This window comes from Glaciihabitans sp. INWT7 (assembly GCF_014217685.1).
GTDB lineage: Bacteria > Actinomycetota > Actinomycetes > Actinomycetales > Microbacteriaceae > Lacisediminihabitans.
Map to the genome: position 1 here is coordinate 66,203 of NZ_CP043654.1, position 18,269 is coordinate 84,471.

The following is an 18,269-nucleotide window of genomic DNA, read 5'->3' on the forward strand; positions in this document are numbered from 1 at the left end:
GATTTCTCCGGTTGGGCTCGCCTGTCTCATCTTGATGCACGCCGGGACATGGTTCGGTCGCAGAGCAGATTTTGCGCTATACAGATTGCTCGGTCGGGTGCCGACTATGCGCTTCGCTTTTCATCAATACGACTTTTGTCCATATTCGCAGCCCCGTCACCATTTCTGGTTGTGATTGCGTTGGTCTGCGCGGCCATCAGCGGGGGCAACGTGGAAGAGGCTGCATGTGCAGGAGCTGCCGCGTCGGTTGTCCTGATTTGTGTTGCTGTGGCTCGACTCCAAATGTTCGGGAAAGGCCTCGCGGTGGACCTTGACCGGGCCGGTTATCGTATCAATCGCCCGCCCCTCATCAGGAATAAGGGGTCCTTCATTCTTTGGCAAAACGAAAATCAACTTACCGCTGAAATCATGGCCAGAGTCGGCCACGGCACTGCTCCGATCAAGAAATAGGGCTGCAAGATCCCGCGGCGAAGAGTGCAGAAACATTGCTTGGTGGGCACTCGACAGGGGTAAGAATTTCCTACCAGCAAGCAAGGATCCAGGTCGCCTCCCGATAGGCGTTTACGGTTCCACCAGCGGCAATTGCCATCTCGATGGTCGAGTGGCATCGAAGAATCGAGACCAAGCGCAGCCTATTTGCGCAGACCAGGCACCGAATGGCGTTCAGCGGATGTCGTGGTCGGGATTCTGGGCGTCGTAGGCGGTCCGTGACTGTCCGATGCTGTCGCGGTGTTCGAGCGACCAATCTGCGAGTTGTTTCACCAGGTGGGTGAGGCTGCTCCCGGTAGCGGTCAGTTCGTAGGTGACCTGTGCGGGGACGGTCGGGTAGACAGTCCGCGTGACCAAGCCGTCGCGTTCCAGGCGGCGAACGGTGAGGGTGAGCATGCGTTGCGAGATTCCGTCGATCGCTCGTTGCAGTTCGCGGAAGCGTCGAACGCCGGAGGCAAGCTCGACGATGACTAGGACTGACCATTTGTCGCCCACGCGGCTGAGCACATCGCGGGGCCTTGGCCCTTGTTCTTGGACACGGTGTCGTTTCGGTTTATGCCGCTTTCGTGAGCGTAGCGGACACGATGGTTTCGTATGCGTCGGGGCTGATGTTGCCGATCGCGGAGTGCCGGCGACGGGTGTTGTAGCGGGTCGCCCAGCGGAACACGGCCCGGTAGGCGGTCGCTTGGTCGGGAAATGTTGGGACACCGTCGAGGAGCTCGCGTTTCAGCGACGCGTTGAACGACTCCGCGAGGGCGTTGTCCGCACTGGAGCCAACCGCGCCCATCGACTGAGTCACACCCATGCCCGTGCAGAGACGCGCGTAGTCCTTCGAGGTATAGACCGACCCATGATCCGAGTGAAAGACCGCACCGCGCAGCGAGCCGCGTTGATGCCAGGCGGCCCTCAACGCGTCTTCGACAAGCTCGGTGCGCATATGGTCAGCCATCGCCCAGCCGGGCAGCTTCCTGGAACACAGGTCGATCACCGTGGCGAGGTAGAGGTTCGTGCCGTCAGCGATGGGCAGGTAGGTGATGTCGCCCACGTAGCGGAGGTTCGGGCTCTCAGCGGTGAAGTCGCGGCCCACCAGATCGGGGAACTTCCTGCCCGACTGGTCCGGGATTGTGGTCTTCACCCGGCGGCGCAACCGAATCCCCGCCAGTCCTTCCTGGCGCATCACGCGCGCCACACGCTTGTGGTTGACCCGTTGCCCGCCGGCCGCGTTCTCGTTCAGGTCGGCAGTGACTCTGGGGACACCGTAAGCGCGATCACCACCCTGGACCGGGTCCTGCACCTGCCGGATCTTTGCGGCTAATGCCGCGTCCGCGGCAGCCCTGCCGGCCCGAGCGGGCGCGGCGACCAGCCACGCGTAGAACGATGACCTAGACACCTCGACACCCTCACACAACCGCTTCACGCCATAGGCGCCCTTGTGATCCTCGACGAACTGGAAGCGGGTCACCAGTTCGTCTCCCCGGCGAAATACTTCGCCGCCTGACGGAGAATGTCTCGCTCCGTTTCGAGCTTGCGGGCCTCAGCGCGAGACGCAGCCAGCTCCGCCTCCAACCGGACAACCCTCCCAGCGTGCGACTCGGATCGCCTCGCAGACCCGAGGAACGCAGTCCCGGGCACCGTTACTTCGGAGCCGAGCCTGCCCACCCATTCCTTCAACGCACCACGGGAAATTCCCAGATCAGCCGCGATGCCCTTCACCGTCGCACCAGGCGTGGACTCGTATAAATCCACCGCCCGCCGACGAAACTCGTCCGTGTAACTCTTCCTAGCCATCTCTTGAATTCTCGCTTCCCCAGCATCGTGCTGGAATCAGCGTGTCCAAGAACCGGGGTTAAGTCCCGCGAATGCCGCAGTCGGGATGGTCTTCATTCCCGCAGGGATCGAGCAAGGCGGTTACTTGGATTAGCCATGAGTGACAGCAAAGTCGCCGACCGCGGCAAATCGAGGGCGAAGCACTTGTGGTGGACCGTACCTTTGGCATTCGTGCTCGGGGTGCCACTTTGGTCAGTGGCTGGACTCACTTGGTGCGGGATAAGTGGATGCACCGGCGGCGGGTTTGGCGTCGATTCGCGCCATGTGAACATCGCTGTGGGTTGCACAATTAGCGCCGGAGTACTCATGTTCGTCGCAATCGCCGCCGTACCGTGGTTTCGCTCAGTCGTTGGGCGGTTGTTTATCGCGTTGGGAATCGGGGCGGCGTACGCGATCCTGGGTGCCGTGATTACCCACTCGCATTAGGCAACGTGATCTTCATCCGTGACGTCGTTCAACCGGCTTCAAGGTCGAAGTCGTGGGCGGACCGTGAGCACCAACCCATTCCCGCTGAGGGTTCCGCTTCTGACACGAGGTCGGCATGCTCGGCGGGTGAAGACTGGGGCAGCGTCGATCGAGTTAGGTTTCTGGCGCGAACTCTTCCGCAATGATTCCCATTGAGGGTGTTGCTCGATAGGCCTCGATGGTCTCGTCAGCGAGGATCTGATCGATCGCATCCTCGGTACCAGCGACATAGACGCTCATCCCATAGATGTCGTTTCCGACCAGCCAAGCCCCGTCAGCTGGGACCCACCACTGTGGGGTGCGAGACCGTGGCGTTTCTTCGACAGATTCGCTGCCATCATCGAGGTCACCGGAGAGAACCAACATCGGTCGGCCCGGGGTGAGCTCAATCGTCACCGCGGGACGAAGATCGTCCTGAAATCCCGCGTATCCTTCCCAAACGAGGAAGAAGCACTCGGCGGGGGTCGTCGTGTGAGCGCGAAGGATCCTGGCCAGGCTACGCGCCGTTTCAGGATCGAGCGACCCTTCATCCGGTCGACCGTTGGATCGATCGTCCGCCACGTCGTACCACTCGGTCGTCGCGTCAACAACGAAGCCTCCGCCTGCGATCGATGCCCACGATGCTCGCGGGGCGACGTCGGATCGTACGGGATTCATCACCCTCACGAATGCCGCACCTTTCAGCGGAAGGTACGCACCAATGGTCCGCTGCTCACCCTGTTGAGCTGCCATCGCTGAAACCACAGGTGGCACGGAAGTGGCCGGGTTCAAAGTCATGCCAGCACTCTACGGTTGGCTCATCGAGAGCACCACCCTCAACCGCCCGGTCATGGTTCCCCTTACGGGCGGCCCTTCCGGCCCAAAAGTGGTCTAAAGAGTGCTCTCACGAGGGCGGGAAACTCCGCCCGGTGGTCGTCCCGCTGGGTTCGAAGCGGCGGTACTGCTTTTGTTTAGAGGTCAAGTTGCTGGGGTGGTTCGACGATCACGCGAAGGCCTGCCGCGCTGTTCGAGGAGGCGGCCAGAGCCTCGAGCCACAGTTTGTTGATCGAGGGATCTCTGCTGCCTAGATAGATGAATTGCAGTGGGATGGCGGGGGAGAGCCATATTGTGGTCCGGCCGCTGCCCGCGCTGGCTCCATGGTCGAAGCAGAATCCGAACGATTCGCCGCGACGCAGTTTGATCATGATCACGATCTGGAGATGGGCGAGGGTTCGGTCGTGGAATTCGATTCCGGGGTTGGCGTTACCGTAAACGAGTTGACCCATCGGAGATCCCTTCGACGTAGTTTCTGCCCGGATTGTGGACCCAGTCGCGGAGAACGCTGACTACCGCGTCGCTTCGTGTTTGCTCGCTCTGTCCGACTTCATCACGGGCCGCGACGGGCGCAAACCGATGACATCCCGCGGCTATCACGGGAGGTGTGTCGGATGAGGCGGTGATTGATGTGCTCATCGAAGCCACCAGGACCGGGCCGCGTCGCACATCACACTGACAGTGTGTGGTCCGAGATGCCAGCGGCGACTGACAGTGCCAGGCACCAACAGCGTTTTCAACCACCCCTCGCGGGTACTGGTGAGTAGTGGCCGTTTGAGGGGAATCATCATTGTTCTTTCTTGACAGAGCACGGATACAGTCCGCCGCCAGGATCTAGAGCAACAACAGAAGGCTACGCCGCCGTAGTTGTGCGTGTGTCGGTGTGCGCGAGCAGCAAGGCAATGGCCAGTTACGCACGGTGACCTGCGCCACCCTGCTGTTCGTGTTCCACTGTGGCTGTCGATCTCGAAATTCTGGCCACGCTCTGCCGTCTCTGACCAACTCATTCGGCCCAAGGGAGTGAGACAGCATCGAAACTCAGGGAGCGATCGAAGAACCGGCCTGATAGCGCGAACGCGGAAAACCGGTTCGCCGCCGCCCAACGGGGATACGTCAGAGGATCCTCAAACATTGTGGAGGGGTCTGTAAGAAATCTTGTGTAATTGGTTCGGCGTGACATCCGCGGCTGGGAGCTGTGGGATGGGAACAATGACGCATGAGCAGAGATATTCAGAAGCATCTTCGCTTTGATCCTGAGACGGGCCGGCCGTTGCCGGCGGAGACCGATTTCGCCGCGTTAGCGGCGGAGCTCGTCGAGTCGGCTAAGGGGCAGGGCATCGAGTTGACTGGGCCGAATGGGCTCCTGACGGGGTTGACCCGGCAGGTGTTGCAGACAGCTCTTGAGGTCGAGATGTCTGACCATCTGGGTTATGACAAGCACGACTTCGACGGCCGCAACGGGCAGAACTCGAGGAACGGGTCGACGCCGAAAACGTTGCGGACCGAGATCGGTGAAGTGACGGTCCAGATTCCGAGGGATCGGCAGGGAACTTTCGAGCCGGCGATCGTGCCGAAATATCAGCGTCGCATCGCGGGCTTCGATGAGGCCGTCGTCTCGCTTTATGCGAAAGGGCTCACGACCGGCGATATCCAGGCCCACCTCTCCGACGTGTATGGGCAAGATATCTCCCGGGAGCTGGTGTCGAAAGTCACCGACCGGGTCGTGGCCGACATGGAGGTGTGGCAGGCAAGGCCCCTGGATCCGGTGTATCCAGTGATCCTCATCGACGCGATCGTGATGAAGGTTCGGGATGGGCAGGTCGGCAACCGACCCGTGTATGTGGCGCTCGGAATCGACCTCGATGGCCACCGCGACGTTCTGGGCATGTGGGTTGGACCGACCGGTGGTGAGGGATCGAAGCAATGGATGAACATGCTCACCGAGCTGAAGAACCGCGGCGTCGCCGATGTCCTGTTCGTCTGTTGTGACGGGCTGAAGGGCCTGCCGGACTCGATCCTCGCGACCTGGCCGATGGCGACCGTTCAAACCTGTGTCGTGCATTTGGTGCGCAACAGCCTGCGGTTCGCGTCCAGGAAGTATTGGAAACCGATCGCGGAGAGGTTGAAGCAGGTCTACCAGGCGCCGACGGTGAAGGCGGCAGAGCAACGCTTCGACGAGTTTGCGAAGGAATGGGAACCCATCTACCCGGCGATGATCGCGATGTGGCGGCGGTCGTGGGGTGAGTTCACCCCGTTTCTCGACTACCCGTTAGAGATCAGGAAGCTCATCTATACGACAAACGGGATCGAGTCGTTGAACGCGAGATTCAGAGCCGCGACCAGGCGTCGCGGCCACTTCCCCAACGAACAATCCGCACTGAAAGTGATGTATCTCGCGATCATCGAACGACGCCACAACCGGGCCAATCCGACAGGCGAGATCAACGGGTGGAAAGCTATTCTTAACACCCTCGCAATGACCTACGGCGACCGCCTAGGACTCAACTAGCCGATGACCAGTTACACAAGAAATCTGACAGACCCTTGTGGAGCGAAAACTGGGCCCGCGCTTTGATCCTTTTCGGTCCTTGCGGGGCAGACCTAATTCATTTGCTGGTGGTGGTGGTGCTGGTGGTGGTGCTGGTGCTGGTGCTGGTGCTGACGTCCAAGGTGCGTGCGATTACCCCGTCTGCGACCTTTGCCAGGGTGAGGTTGTTGTTTCTGGCGTGGGCGCGAATTGCGACGAAGGCATCGTTCATGGTCATTCCGGAGGTGGCGGCGAGAACTCCCTTGGCTTGTTCGATCAGAATCCGAGAATCGAGGGCATGTTGAAGTTGCGCGGTGATGATGCTGGAGCTTTTGATGGTGCGTTCTTGAAGGATGCCGATGGTGGCGACGTCTGCTAACGCTTGAGCTACGGCGATGTCGGCCGGGTTCAGTTCTCCGGTGTGGGTGCTGAATAAGTTCATTGTGCCGATGATCTGACCGCGCAGTCGCAATGGTGTTGCGTGTACGGAGAAGAAGCCTTGTCGAATGGCTTCGGCACTGAATTTGGGCCACTTTCCGGCGTTGTCCTGCATGTCGCCGACGGTGACTGCTGTGCCGGTGTGGAAGCAGTCGAGGCAGGGCCCTTCGCCTGCGGCGAGTTGGAGGACTTCGACAAGTTGCGCTTCTTCGCTGGTGGAGGCGATGAGTTGCAACTCTCCGACGGCGTCGACGAGGAGCAGTCCTCCTGCTTCGGTATCCAGGATGCGTGTGCATTCCTCGACCAGCCAGTGGAGGAGGTCGACCACATCAAAGTCAGTGACGAGGGTATCGGCGAGTTTTACGAACGCAGCACTGAGCTGAGCTTCCCTGCTATTGGCGGTCATCCTGATCGTCTCCTGCTTGGTGAGGGTTTAGAGGGGCAAGTTATCAAATGCGAGAGTGCGGGTAACCACGTCGCGTGCGACTGAGAGGACGGTGCGTCCTTGAGCGAAGGCGTAGGCCTGCAACCGTGAATAGGCGATGGTTGCGGTGGTATCCAGTTGGATCAGGATCATGCCTGTCGCTTGATGCACTTCCCGGCGCAGCGCCGGTACTGCTACCGATTCGGAAACATCGTCGGTGGCGAAAGTCATCGCTCGTTGCACGGCGGTGCTTGCGATTGCGGAGGCAATAGCGAGAGCGGATGATTGATGGTCTTCATCCAATCCACCAGGACTGTCCCGATATAACGTGGCAGCGCCCACAGTGGCTGCTCCCATTCGTATGGGGATGGAGAAGATGGCCCCCACCTTCAGCTGCCCCATCGATGCGGCAAATATCGGCCATCGATCGTGGGACACAGAAGCGATGTCAGGCAGCAGCACAACGGTGCCGGTTGTGCTGGCAACCCATTGGGGTCCTTCACCTAACTCGAACTGGATTTCATCGAGGCGAGCGGCGACCGCATCGCTTGCGCACAACGCCACTTGAGCTCCCGAGGAACTGATCACGGTGACCGAAGCTCCCGAGATGGGGAGGTCGTTGAGGAACGGCTGACACAAATCCAGTCTCGCCGGATTGCGCCCCGCAGTGGGGTTCCCACTTGTGTCAGCCATCATCACCGTCGCGGTGATCCGCTGGCATGGACAGGGGTAGTGAACAGGAAAACATTGAGACCTCTCGCAGTGGAGCTGCCAGGGGCCGGGACAGTCCTGCAACGATATCGCATACGCACCCATCCGTCACAGACACGTCCGCACGAGACGGTTAGGCGAGATGGTTCGGCGAGATGGTTCGGCGAGAGGTCGTAACTTTTATCGGTCTGGGGTCAGAGAACATGCCACCGCGGTATTGATTGACTTCGCTGGTCGTGGGCGGCACACTTACCCCAGTCACTCTTGCCCCCGGTGTCGGTTGATTTCGCAATCGAATCTAGGACTCTATGTTTCACGCACCCGTTTCTCCTACAAATCTTGCCGAAGATTGCCGTATTACCTGCACCTGCACCGGCGCGGGCTCGGGCATGCGGCAACTGTTTGACGAAGCGTTGATTCTCGAACTGGTTTCGCCGCACTCGTGGAGGGTTTGCGATAGTCGTATCCCGGAAGGAACCGCCGGGCGGATGGTGGCGTTCGTGGATGAACGGGCCGGCCAATTCGAAGGGATGCAAATCGCAGACAAGTTTGTGTGGGAAACGTTCGAGACGATGGGTTCCGCCCTCCAACACATTTCAACCTCGCTAGCCGAAATTGACCAGGTGCGGGTCTGTCAGATTTCTTGTGTAACTGGTCATCGGCTAGTTGAGTCCTAGGCGGTCGCCGTAGGTCATTGCGAGGGTGTTAAGAATAGCTTTCCACCCGTTGATCTCGCCTGTCGGATTGGCCCGGTTGTGGCGTCGTTCGATGATCGCGAGATACATCACTTTCAGTGCGGATTGTTCGTTGGGGAAGTGGCCGCGACGCCTGGTCGCGGCTCTGAATCTCGCGTTCAACGACTCGATCCCGTTTGTCGTATAGATGAGCTTCCTGATCTCTAACGGGTAGTCGAGAAACGGGGTGAACTCACCCCACGACCGCCGCCACATCGCGATCATCGCCGGGTAGATGGGTTCCCATTCCTTCGCAAACTCGTCGAAGCGTTGCTCTGCCGCCTTCACCGTCGGCGCCTGGTAGACCTGCTTCAACCTCTCCGCGATCGGTTTCCAATACTTCCTGGACGCGAACCGCAGGCTGTTGCGCACCAAATGCACGACACAAGTTTGAACGGTCGCCATCGGCCAGGTCGCGAGGATCGAGTCCGGCAGGCCCTTCAGCCCGTCACAACAGACGAACAGGACATCGGCGACGCCGCGGTTCTTCAGCTCGGTGAGCATGTTCATCCATTGCTTCGATCCCTCACCACCGGTCGGTCCAACCCACATGCCCAGAACGTCGCGATGGCCATCAAGATCGATTCCGAGCGCCACATACACGGGTCGGTTGCCGACCTGCCCATCCCGAACCTTCATCACGATCGCGTCGATGAGGATCACTGGATACACCGGATCCAGGGGCCTTGCCTGCCACACCTCCATGTCGGCCACGACCCGGTCGGTGACTTTCGACACCAGCTCCCGGGAGATATCTTGCCCATACACGTCGGAGAGGTGGGCCTGGATATCGCCGGTCGTGAGCCCTTTCGCATATAGCGAGACGACGGCCTCATCGAAGCCCGCGATGCGACGCTGATATTTCGGCACGATCGCCGGCTCGAAAGTTCCCTGCCGATCCCTCGGAATCTGGACCGTCACTTCACCGATCTCGGTCCGCAACGTTTTCGGCGTCGACCCGTTCCTCGAGTTCTGCCCGTTGCGGCCGTCGAAGTCGTGCTTGTCATAACCCAGATGGTCAGACATCTCGACCTCAAGAGCTGTCTGCAACACCTGCCGGGTCAACCCCGTCAGGAGCCCATTCGGCCCAGTCAACTCGATGCCCTGCCCCTTAGCCGACTCGACGAGCTCCGCCGCTAACGCGGCGAAATCGGTCTCCGCCGGCAACGGCCGGCCCGTCTCAGGATCAAAGCGAAGATGCTTCTGAATATCTCTGCTCATGCGTCATTGTTCCCATCCCACAGCTCCCAGCCGCGGATGTCACGCCGAACCAATTACACAAGATTTCTTACAGACCCCGGATCGGGACTGCCCCGAGTTCAGTTGACTCGGTGGGTTAGTGGTTTCACGCGGCGTTGAGGGCCATGTTTATTGTCTCAAACTCGATCGGGGTGAGTTTGCCGAGGCGGCGTTGCCGACGCTTGCGATGGTAGGTTCGCTCGATCCAGACCACGATCGCGAGGCGTAGCTCTTCCCTCGTGGCCCATCGTTGCCGGTCGAGGACGTTCTTTTGCAGGAGGGCGAAGAAGGACTCCATCGCGGCGTTGTCGCCGCATGCGCCGACGCGGCCCATCGACCCGGTGATGGCGTTGTTCTTCAACACCCGCACGAAGGCGTTGGAGCGGAATTGAGAGCCGCGGTCGGAGTGCAGAATCGTGCCGGCGATGTCGCGTTGCCCGATTGCGTTGCGGGCCGCAGCGACCGCCAGGGATGCTTTCATTCGGGAGTCGATGGAGTAGCCGACGATCTTGTTCGACCACACGTCCTTGATCGCGCAGAGGTAGATTTTGCCTTCGTCGGTGCGATGCTCGGTGATGTCCGTCAACCACAGCTGGTTAGGGCGTGTCGCGGTGAAGTTCCGCTGGACATGGTCGTCATGCACGGGCGGGCCGGCTTTGCCCCTCAGGCCGCGTTTCTTCGCGAACACGGACCAGAGCCGCTGCTGGGAGCAGAGCCGCCAAACCCGGTTCTCGCCCGCCTTCAGGCCAGCCTGGTTGAGTTCGTCGCTGATGAACCGGTAGCCGAACGCGGGGTCGTCCCGGTGGGCGTCCCACGCCGCGTTGGTCAGGTGAGCGTCGTCCCAATCACGTTGCGAGACGGGGTTTCGGAGCCACTGATAGAAGGCTTGTTTGGAGAAGCGCAATACCCGGCAGGTCACCGTGACGGGGACTCCGTCGACGGCCAGTTCGCGGACCAGCGGGTACATCATTTTGGGTTGACATCCCGGGAGAGGTAGGCGACGGCGCGGCGCATTACCTCGGCTTCCTGCTCCAGCAGCCGGATCCGTTTCCGCGCCTCCCGCAGCTCAGCCGACTCCTTCTCCGTCACGCCAGGCTTCACCCCCTCTTCGACGTCGGCTTTCTTCAGCCAGTACGCCAGACACGACTCCGAAATTCCGAAGTCCTTCGCGATCTGGTTCAGCGGGGCTTCGTGCTTGCGAGCGACCGCGACAACATCGCGGCGGAACTCGGGCGGGTAGGGCTTGGGCATGGTGACATCCTTCCAGCGGAGACGAATCTCCACAGGTCAAGAGTCAACCAAACCGGGGGCAGTCCCGTTGATCGGGTCGTCGCCGGCGTAGGCGTACCGGTTCGCGTTCGCGGGATCGACCGGTGAATCTAACGTGTCTTGTTGGGTCCAGGTTCCGGTCACGGGGTTGTACCAGCGGAGCCCGAACTTGACCAGCCCGGAGCCGGGGTCTTTGATCCCCGCGTGGAATGCGTACGGATTCTGCGGGGCCCCATTGCCGGTCCCACCGGCGGTGACGGAACGAATTTCAGGCGATTCGCTGGCCAGGACCGCCGCGTTTATGTCCGGGACTGATCATCCTTCGTATCCGAAGTGGAGGCGCCTGAATTCATCCGACGTCTAATCCGGCCTAAGAACAAACCTAGTAGACCGGTCACTACAAAGGCGAATGCCCATGTTCCCCATGGGACTTCTCCGATGACGGCAGCGATGGTCAGCCAAACCATGGCCAGCACGGCCACGCCGAGGGCTATGAAACTTACGACGAGTGCCGCTTGAGCTCCTTTTCGTTGTCCCCGTGACATATTCACTCCTCGGAAGCGCCTGGTTCGATCTTCCACGGTTACTGGTTGAGACCAGTGCCGTTACAGCTGTTGATGCCGTCGCCGATCAATAGCACTCCGCCTGCGATCAGGCCGGCACCCAACGTCGCCTCAGCTGGCGTTGCTATAGCAGCTATCCCTGCAGTAAAAATATCCGCGAGTCCGGCGGCCACAAGTCCGCTAACGGCTCCTACTACTGCCGCGGCGCCCACGGAGATCTCACTAGCGCATGAGAGGCCTATTAGGTCTCTGCCAGTTGGATCCAAATTGTTGATGGGGTCGTCTCCGGCGTAGGCGTACCGGTTGGCGTTCGCGGGGTCCAAGGGCGCGTCCAACGTGTCTTGTTGGGTCCAGGTGCCGGTGGTCGGGTTGTACCAACGAAGGCCGAATTTGACCAGGCCGGAGCCGGGGTCTTTGATCCCCGCATGGAATGCGTACGGATTCTGCGGAGCCCCGTTGCCGGTCCCACCTGCGGTGAGGGTTTGCACCCCCCACGGGTCGTATTTGTAGGTGAACGACACGGTGGCGCTGTTGGTCAGAAGTCCGACCGGGTTATCGGTCCCATCAAAGACGAGCATGCAGGCCTGATCGGCGGAGGTCACAATCCCGAGTGGCTGCCCGGTAGTGGGGTCATCGAACACGTACGCCTGGTTCCCGTTGATGCTGTATTGCTCAATCTCCGGTAACCCGTTCGCACCGGTGCGCCCATACACAAGCTTCGTGCTGATTGGCGAGGATCCGCCTCTTGTTTCGGAGAGGACCTGCGATTGGGACGCCCCGGCGTACGTGTAGGTGCTGGTCACCCCGCCGGTGACCGCCTGGGTCATCTGCTCCGCCGCGTTGTAGGTATACGAAGCTGTCGGTGTGGCGGTCAAATTCCCGGCCCCGTCATAGGCGTACCCGCTGTTGGTGATCTGGTTCGCGGCGTTGAAGGTCAGGGACTGGGTGGCCGGGTTTGATCCGGTGACGACCGCTGTTTTCCGGTTCCCGTCCGCGTCGTACGTATACGAGTACGTGTTGTTCGTGGCCCCGCCGGACTGGGTCACCGTGAGGAGTCGTCCGCCGCTGTCGTAGCTGAAAGCGGTCACTTGCCCGGTGAGGTTGTCTTTCTGCCACTGCAACTTCGACCGATCCGTCGAAGTCCCCGTTGCGCAGGTCGGGGCGGGACTAGCCGTGTTGTAGCAGTAGCTCATGTCCAGCACCGGGGTGACGGTGGTGGGTGCTGGCCCGGTGGCTGCGCTCAACCCGGAGATCCGCCCGGAAGTGTCGTAGGTGGTGTGCACATGACCTTGCCAATAGGTGCCGGTCGAATCAGCCTGCAGGTATTGGTCGGTGCGTCGCCCTTGGTCATCGGTTTTGAAAACCAAATGTTGGAAGGACCCGTTGTGCGGGTATTTCATATCGATCAGCACGTTGGACACGTCGTAGGTGTTCGTGATCGTCCCGAGCCCGTCAGTGGTGGTAACCAGGTTCGATGCTTTGTCGTAGGTGTACGTTTCGGTACCGCCGCCGGCCGTGTTCACCGTCGTCAGCAGTCGGCCGAGTTGGTCGTAGGTGTTCGTGATCGTCCCGGCCGCCGACACACCGGTCAAATGCTGCCCGGCAGTGTTGTACGTGTTCGTCACCGTCGCAAGTCCGCTGGAAAACGCGGTGGTTAACTTTCGGTCGATTTTGTCGTACGTGTAGCTGGTGGTGTTCCCGCGCCCGTCGGTGATCGTCGCCAAGCGCCCGAACCCGTCATAGGTGAGCGCCTTCACCCCCAGGCTCGTGCCGGTGGGCGGGGTGACCGACATCAGCTGGAATGTGTACGGGTCATACCCGTATTGGGTGGGGTTCGCCGGGGTTGCTCCGACCGCTGCGTTGTTCGGCGCGGTCGCTGTCGCTACCGTGCCGTTGATGTTGTAGGTCAACGCTGCGGTCGCGGCGAGAGTCGAGTTGGTGGTTGAGTCCACATTGCCGGAGCCGGTGTAGTGATACACCGTCTGATCCCCCGAATCACTGCTGGTCGACGAGGGAAGGTAAGCGCTGCTGCCCGTGTTCGCATACGCGGCCGTTCGAGTGGCACCGCCCGGAGCGGCGGCCGCGGTCAACGATTGGCCGGCGTTCGCACCGAAGGTGTTCGTGGAGGTTCCGGTCGGGGTGGACCCGGCCGGCGGGGTGGTAGCAGTGTTACCGCTGGTCGATGTGGCTGGTGCAAGATTTGTGGGACTGTACGTGGCCGACCGTTCCCGACCCATCTGATCCGTTGCTTTCGACACCAGAAAGCCGGCGCCGATCGTATAGGTAAAGTGCGGACCCGACGCAACGGCAGTCCCGGTGGACGTGTTCGGCCCGGCAACCAAAGTCTGGCCGGCCGACGGGTAGGTCAGACGGGTCGTCGTCGTTCCCGGGGACCCAGTAGTGGTGTTGTGCTGATCGACCTGGGTGATTCGACCGGTCCCGTCATAGGCGAAATCTGTTTCGGCACCGGTGACGGAAATGATCTGGGTCAGATTGCCGGAGGTGTAGGTGAACGCGGTGCTGTTGCCCATCGCATCAACAATGCTGGTCAAATTCGATACCGAATTTTTGATGTACTTCACCGTGCGGGTCAACGCCCCATTCGTCTGCGTGACGGTTTCGGTGAACGTGGCCGCGTTGTAAGCGATCGTCGCCGTGCGCGCAGCAACCGGACCAGCCGAAGACACCACGTTGGTGGGATGCCCGTACGGGTCGAACCCGAATGTGGTGACGTTCCCGTTCCGATCGGTGATCGTTTTACCCAACCCATTCGAATCGAACGCTTCCACGGTTTGCGACACATAAGAGGTGAGGGTGTAGCCGCTCACTGTCCCGCCGGTCAGCTGCGCCGCAAGCGTGGCCTGGAAACCGGCCGGAGAGGTGAACGCCACCGTAGAGCCGGTCACCGGGGTGAAGGACCAGGTGGCCCCATCCGCGGTCACCAACACGATCGCCCCGGAAGTCGAATTCCGGGTTACGGTGCCCGCACCGCCGGCGCTGGCAATCCACTTATTCGCCGCCGGGGTTGAGGTGCTGCCCACTACCTGGGACATCGAGTTGAACACTGCCGTCAACGGGACAGTGGAGGTCACTCCCGGCAACGTCATCGCCCGGGTCGCCACCTCAAGATTCCCAGTCCCCACATCCACCGCCGCCAACACCTGGTCACTGATCGGAAACGACAAACGAGTCGCCGACGGCCGTGCCCCGGTCATCCCCACCACAGTTGGTGCCGGCAACGGAGACGCCGACGCCGCCAACGGAATCGCGCCCACCAGGCCCACCGCTAGTACCAACGAAACCGACGCAGCTAAAATCCCGCGCATGCGAGAGGAAACGTGTGAAACGGTCACCACTGACTCCACATCCGACACCACCGACAAGGTCAACGTCGCCGGCCGGAGCAGTCGGATGAGACGCTGCTGTCGATGTTCGTCACGGGCGAATCCTGCGAGAAAATCGGAGGGCCGGGGGCGGAGAGAGACAGTAGCCACAACATATGGCCTTCTCCCCGGGACTGCAATAGTCCTTCTACCATTGATATTTCATCGGGTTCGGCGTATTCCGCGCGCGAAAAGTACGTCCCTACAATTCTTGGCCGTCTGAAAGATTATTGAAAATTCACCCTGGGTCGACTCCGCGCGTTCACGCGTCAGCGCTCCCGACCCTCTGCTGGCGGATCCCCGCGACCGATCACTGAGCCGGAAAACGGAGTCCCAACTACGCCAACCCAGCTCACAGAATCGGCTTAGCGTGTTATTTATTCCGTTTCGTGAGCTGACCCCTTGTTGCTCGTGGTACCGGCCGTTCCCCCGCTGGTAGCGATGTTGGCTGTGACGCCGGCCGGTACTGACCCCGTCGAGTGCAACTGAGCGACAACCGTCTTCAGATTCGAGGTCGTGAGCCCCCCCGGAAGATGACCGTGGGCATCCGGAATAACGATTAGCGTGTCTGCACTGACCGCGGCGCTTGAGATTGGATAGAACGTTGAGGTCCCAGAGCTTTGAGCGCTCCCTGGATCCACGATCACGTACCCATCTCCGACCGTTGCCCCACCCCCGGGCGTGACCGTCGAGGATGAAGTACCCACAGCGTGCGCGGGCGATGAATGGGCGGAACTGGCATATGCCGGTCCCGCTGCGAACAGAAGAGCAGCTGCCGCAATCGGCGCTACGACCAGCGAGAATCTTGCATGTTTTTGCAATTTGCACCCTCATTCGAAGTAGACCAAATCGGGTTGACGAGAGGTCCTCGCCTTTGGTTGATCCGATCAAAGCACTAATGTGGCATCGAAGATAGAGATTTCTCATGAATTCAAATAAAAACTGTGACTACTCGCGCAGCAGTTATTCCGCCGTCAGCGACGACCAGTGAAGGTGTCCTATGCAAGCGAAAATCTCCACTCCCCTTTTGCGCACGATGGTGACAGTGGGTCTCACCTTTATCGCTTCCTCGATCTTCGGGCTGGTGGATGCCGTCACGGAGCGAGGTTCATTCGGCGCATTTCTCGCATCGGCCGTCCTTTTTCTTATCGCGTCAATTGTCTTGGCATGGGGCATGCCTGGGGAACCGTCAATCGTCGGCCTTTCAACGATTGGTAGAGTCGCGCTCGTCATTCTCGGACTACGGAGTCTTGCCTTCCTTCTCGTGAGCCCGCTTTCATTCGACCTTCACGCGGCGGCGGCGGTCTTCATCCATGTTGGACTCACGATTCTCTTCAGCATCGCGGCCGTCATGTCCGGGATCTTCGTCGTGCGCGGAAGGCAGCTTACGGGGCTAGCTCGGTGGATCTTGCTGGTCGCGGGTGCGATCTATGCGGCACTTGCCGGACTTTCGCTTTTCAGTGTGATTGAAGTCGCGGAATTCCTCGCTGCTGTGCGAGCGGACGTCATTGTTCCGGTTCTCTTTCTGGTCGTTGGAGTTGTCTACCTTGTCCAGAGCACCATGTTTCCGCGTCGGCGATGAAAATCAAATTTCTGAGCGAGGATAGTCGTCATGTATTTCTAGACAAATCCAAATAGCAAGCGCAGACTCGGAACCAACCAAGGAGCGCCCATGAGAGCCAGCGGCTGGATGTTTGGGATAGTGGTACTTGTTACCGTGCCACTCGCGATCGGATTCGCGAACCAGCAGGACTGGGCGACTTATGCATTCATCGCTATGGGGGGTATAGCCGTGATCGCCGCTACAGTGCGCGCCGTCATTCCTAGGCGGCGTTCCCGGACGCAAATAAATGCGGTCACGAGCGTCGGTGACGCATATAACGAGTTATACCTGGCTCAAACCCCAAGGCCCGTTATCTTCGGAAACATTGTCGGCACGGTCGCCGAAGAAGTAGCAGAACCCAAAGATGATGCATTGCGAATCGGGAAAGTTGTCCTGGGAATGTCGCGCGCGGATCACGGATCGACTTACAGCCCTTGATCCGCAGATCTACTCGTTCCGCCATCAACTGCCCTAGGGCGTGTTGATCAAGTCGGTGTCGATCCAGACCAAGATCGCGGCGAGCGTGATACGTGTTTAGTAATCGCCCGCGGTCTTGTCTGATCGCATTGCGCTGCCGCTCCAGTTCTTGAGCCGGTTGAAGCTTCGCTGAACGACGCCGCGGACTACAAACAACGCAACGTCGTCGTGGCCCGAGTAGCAACGGAAAGAAAAACCGCGGTAGGGCCGAGTGTTCGTCGTCATTAATTCTCGACGCAAGATTCCGACGCTCTTCGGGGCTCGGAACATCCGTGATCCGGAATGTTGACCCGATTCGTTGCCATGGTAGGTCCAAGAATTTACTTAACGGACGTTTTCGTTCCATTACTACTCAGACCCCTACTCGGTCGCCACGGCGGTGAGCGCGACCGGGATCAGCGAGACGCTCATCCGGGAAGCCATTCGATCCGGTCATCTGCGTTGCCGGAAGTTGAACACGAAAGTCGTGATTCTCGCCGTGGATCTTCTGTCGTGGCTGGAGTCCCTCCCGGCAAACCGCGTCACCACAAACGAGAAAACCAGCCTGCCTCTGACGTAGTATTCGGGTGAGCTCCGCACAGGTGGACAGAACTGTCTCGATGGTGGACTATTGGATAGTGTCACCACCGACTTCGGTCACAGCCTTAGTCATGGGTGCGGCTCAAGCGCGGTAGAGGAGGACCCCTCTGCCGTTGAATGTATGGGGGATTTTTGTGCACACCGGGGAAGCTTTCAAGACCGAACTACTGTCGGCGATCGATGAAAAGCTCGAGCTCGTAGTAGCAAGAATGGGCCGAGAACATCGTGACATCTCCGAACTCGGTGACGTCGGAGTGCTCGCCGATCGCGTCATAGCCTCAATCCCGCGCGTCTCGTCGTCCAACCTCGAGCTCGGGCCCTTCTATACGACCGCGTCTCTGAACAAGTGGCTCGAGGTCACACGGCAGTACGTGTACGAGCTGTCCCGACAGCGCCGGATTCTTGTCCTCGAAACTTCCGACCGCGTGAAGGTGTACCCGGCATTCCAGTTCGGACTCAGAGGCGCTCTCCTGCCACATTTGCCGGCGGTCCTGAAAATTCTGGACGAGCAGCTCGAACCGACCACGCAGGCTATGTGGCTGATCACTCCGCAAACCGATCTGGACGGCCTCACCCCGGCCCGGTGGCTGCGCGCCGGACGAGACGGAAAAGCGGTCCTCGCCTCTGCACGTCGATACATGGCAAAGTTCGACGGCGATGACGAGGAGTAGGACCATCTCATCTCAGGACCTCGCGCAATTTCCTGCACGTCCGCTTCGCAAAGGGAC

Annotated in this window: 14 protein-coding genes and 1 pseudogene; 4 read left to right on the top strand and 11 right to left on the bottom strand. The window is 60.0% G+C overall.

Going from position 1 to position 18,269, the window contains the following annotated elements:
- Positions 1 to 156: 156 nt before the first annotated feature.
- The 5 genes and pseudogenes from F1C58_RS16475 to F1C58_RS16495 form a co-directional block, all read right to left on the bottom strand.
- Positions 157 to 426, bottom strand: a complete 270-nt coding sequence (locus F1C58_RS16475; protein ID WP_185204354.1) for a hypothetical protein — start codon at positions 424 to 426, stop codon at positions 157 to 159.
- Positions 427 to 663: 237 nt separating this feature from the next.
- Positions 664 to 1,002: pseudogene (locus F1C58_RS16480) on the bottom strand (winged helix-turn-helix transcriptional regulator); the annotation flags it as partial.
- Between the two features lie 40 nt (positions 1,003 to 1,042).
- Positions 1,043 to 2,277 (bottom strand): IS3 family transposase gene (locus F1C58_RS16485; RefSeq protein ID WP_185201831.1). Its coding sequence is split into 2 segments (ribosomal slippage): positions 1,043 to 1,968 and positions 1,968 to 2,277, totalling 1,236 coding nucleotides; the frame shifts between segments, so codons are not numbered across the junction.
- A 618-nt stretch (positions 2,278 to 2,895) separates the two neighbouring features.
- Complete coding sequence (locus tag F1C58_RS16490; RefSeq protein ID WP_185204356.1) at positions 2,896 to 3,558, bottom strand: hypothetical protein; 663 nt, start codon at positions 3,556 to 3,558, stop codon at positions 2,896 to 2,898.
- A gap of 173 nt (positions 3,559 to 3,731) precedes the next feature.
- Positions 3,732 to 4,046 carry an ATP-dependent DNA ligase gene (locus F1C58_RS16495; protein WP_185204357.1) on the bottom strand — a complete coding sequence of 105 codons (315 nt, stop codon included), beginning with the start codon at positions 4,044 to 4,046 and terminating at the stop codon, positions 3,732 to 3,734.
- Positions 4,047 to 4,810: 764 nt separating this feature from the next.
- On the opposite strand from F1C58_RS16495, the gene F1C58_RS16500 reads away from it, so the two are divergent.
- A complete protein-coding gene (locus F1C58_RS16500; protein WP_185201280.1) occupies positions 4,811 to 6,103 on the top strand; it encodes an IS256 family transposase in 1,293 nt (430 codons plus the stop codon).
- 97 nt (positions 6,104 to 6,200) lie between these two features.
- Here the strand turns inward: F1C58_RS16500 and F1C58_RS16505 are convergent, their stop codons facing one another.
- The 6 genes from F1C58_RS16505 to F1C58_RS16535 form a co-directional block, all read right to left on the bottom strand.
- Positions 6,201 to 6,965: a GAF and ANTAR domain-containing protein gene (locus F1C58_RS16505; RefSeq protein WP_185204358.1), complete on the bottom strand. Its 765-nt coding sequence runs from the start codon at positions 6,963 to 6,965 to the stop codon at positions 6,201 to 6,203.
- A gap of 27 nt (positions 6,966 to 6,992) precedes the next feature.
- Positions 6,993 to 7,679: a GAF and ANTAR domain-containing protein gene (locus F1C58_RS16510; protein WP_185204359.1), complete on the bottom strand. Its 687-nt coding sequence runs from the start codon at positions 7,677 to 7,679 to the stop codon at positions 6,993 to 6,995.
- Positions 7,680 to 8,356: 677 nt separating this feature from the next.
- Entirely contained in the window at positions 8,357 to 9,649 is a 1,293-nt protein-coding gene (locus tag F1C58_RS16520) for an IS256 family transposase (protein ID WP_185201280.1), read from the bottom strand.
- A gap of 124 nt (positions 9,650 to 9,773) precedes the next feature.
- Positions 9,774 to 10,918, bottom strand: a protein-coding gene (locus F1C58_RS16525; protein ID WP_185200817.1) for an IS3 family transposase whose coding sequence is annotated in 2 segments (ribosomal slippage) — positions 9,774 to 10,639 and positions 10,639 to 10,918 — 1,146 coding nt in all. Because the reading frame shifts where the segments join, the coding sequence is not laid out codon by codon here.
- A gap of 36 nt (positions 10,919 to 10,954) precedes the next feature.
- Positions 10,955 to 11,239, bottom strand: a complete 285-nt coding sequence (locus F1C58_RS16530) for an RHS repeat-associated core domain-containing protein (protein WP_185204364.1) — start codon at positions 11,237 to 11,239, stop codon at positions 10,955 to 10,957.
- Between the two features lie 280 nt (positions 11,240 to 11,519).
- Positions 11,520 to 14,852 carry an RHS repeat-associated core domain-containing protein gene (locus F1C58_RS16535; RefSeq protein ID WP_185204222.1) on the bottom strand — a complete coding sequence of 1,111 codons (3,333 nt, stop codon included), beginning with the start codon at positions 14,850 to 14,852 and terminating at the stop codon, positions 11,520 to 11,522.
- Between the two features lie 1,030 nt (positions 14,853 to 15,882).
- Between F1C58_RS16535 and F1C58_RS16540 the strand changes: the two genes are divergently transcribed.
- The 3 genes from F1C58_RS16540 to F1C58_RS16550 all read left to right on the top strand — a co-directional run bounded on the left by F1C58_RS16540 (position 15,883) and on the right by F1C58_RS16550 (position 18,212).
- Complete coding sequence (locus F1C58_RS16540) at positions 15,883 to 16,464, top strand: hypothetical protein (protein ID WP_185204223.1); 582 nt, start codon at positions 15,883 to 15,885, stop codon at positions 16,462 to 16,464.
- Between the two features lie 90 nt (positions 16,465 to 16,554).
- Positions 16,555 to 16,923 carry a hypothetical protein gene (locus tag F1C58_RS16545; RefSeq protein WP_185204224.1) on the top strand — a complete coding sequence of 123 codons (369 nt, stop codon included), beginning with the start codon at positions 16,555 to 16,557 and terminating at the stop codon, positions 16,921 to 16,923.
- 752 nt (positions 16,924 to 17,675) lie between these two features.
- Positions 17,676 to 18,212 (top strand): hypothetical protein, encoded by a 537-nt coding sequence (locus F1C58_RS16550; RefSeq protein WP_185204225.1) that lies wholly within the window; start codon positions 17,676 to 17,678, stop codon positions 18,210 to 18,212.
- The last annotated feature ends 57 nt before the right edge of the window (positions 18,213 to 18,269 follow it).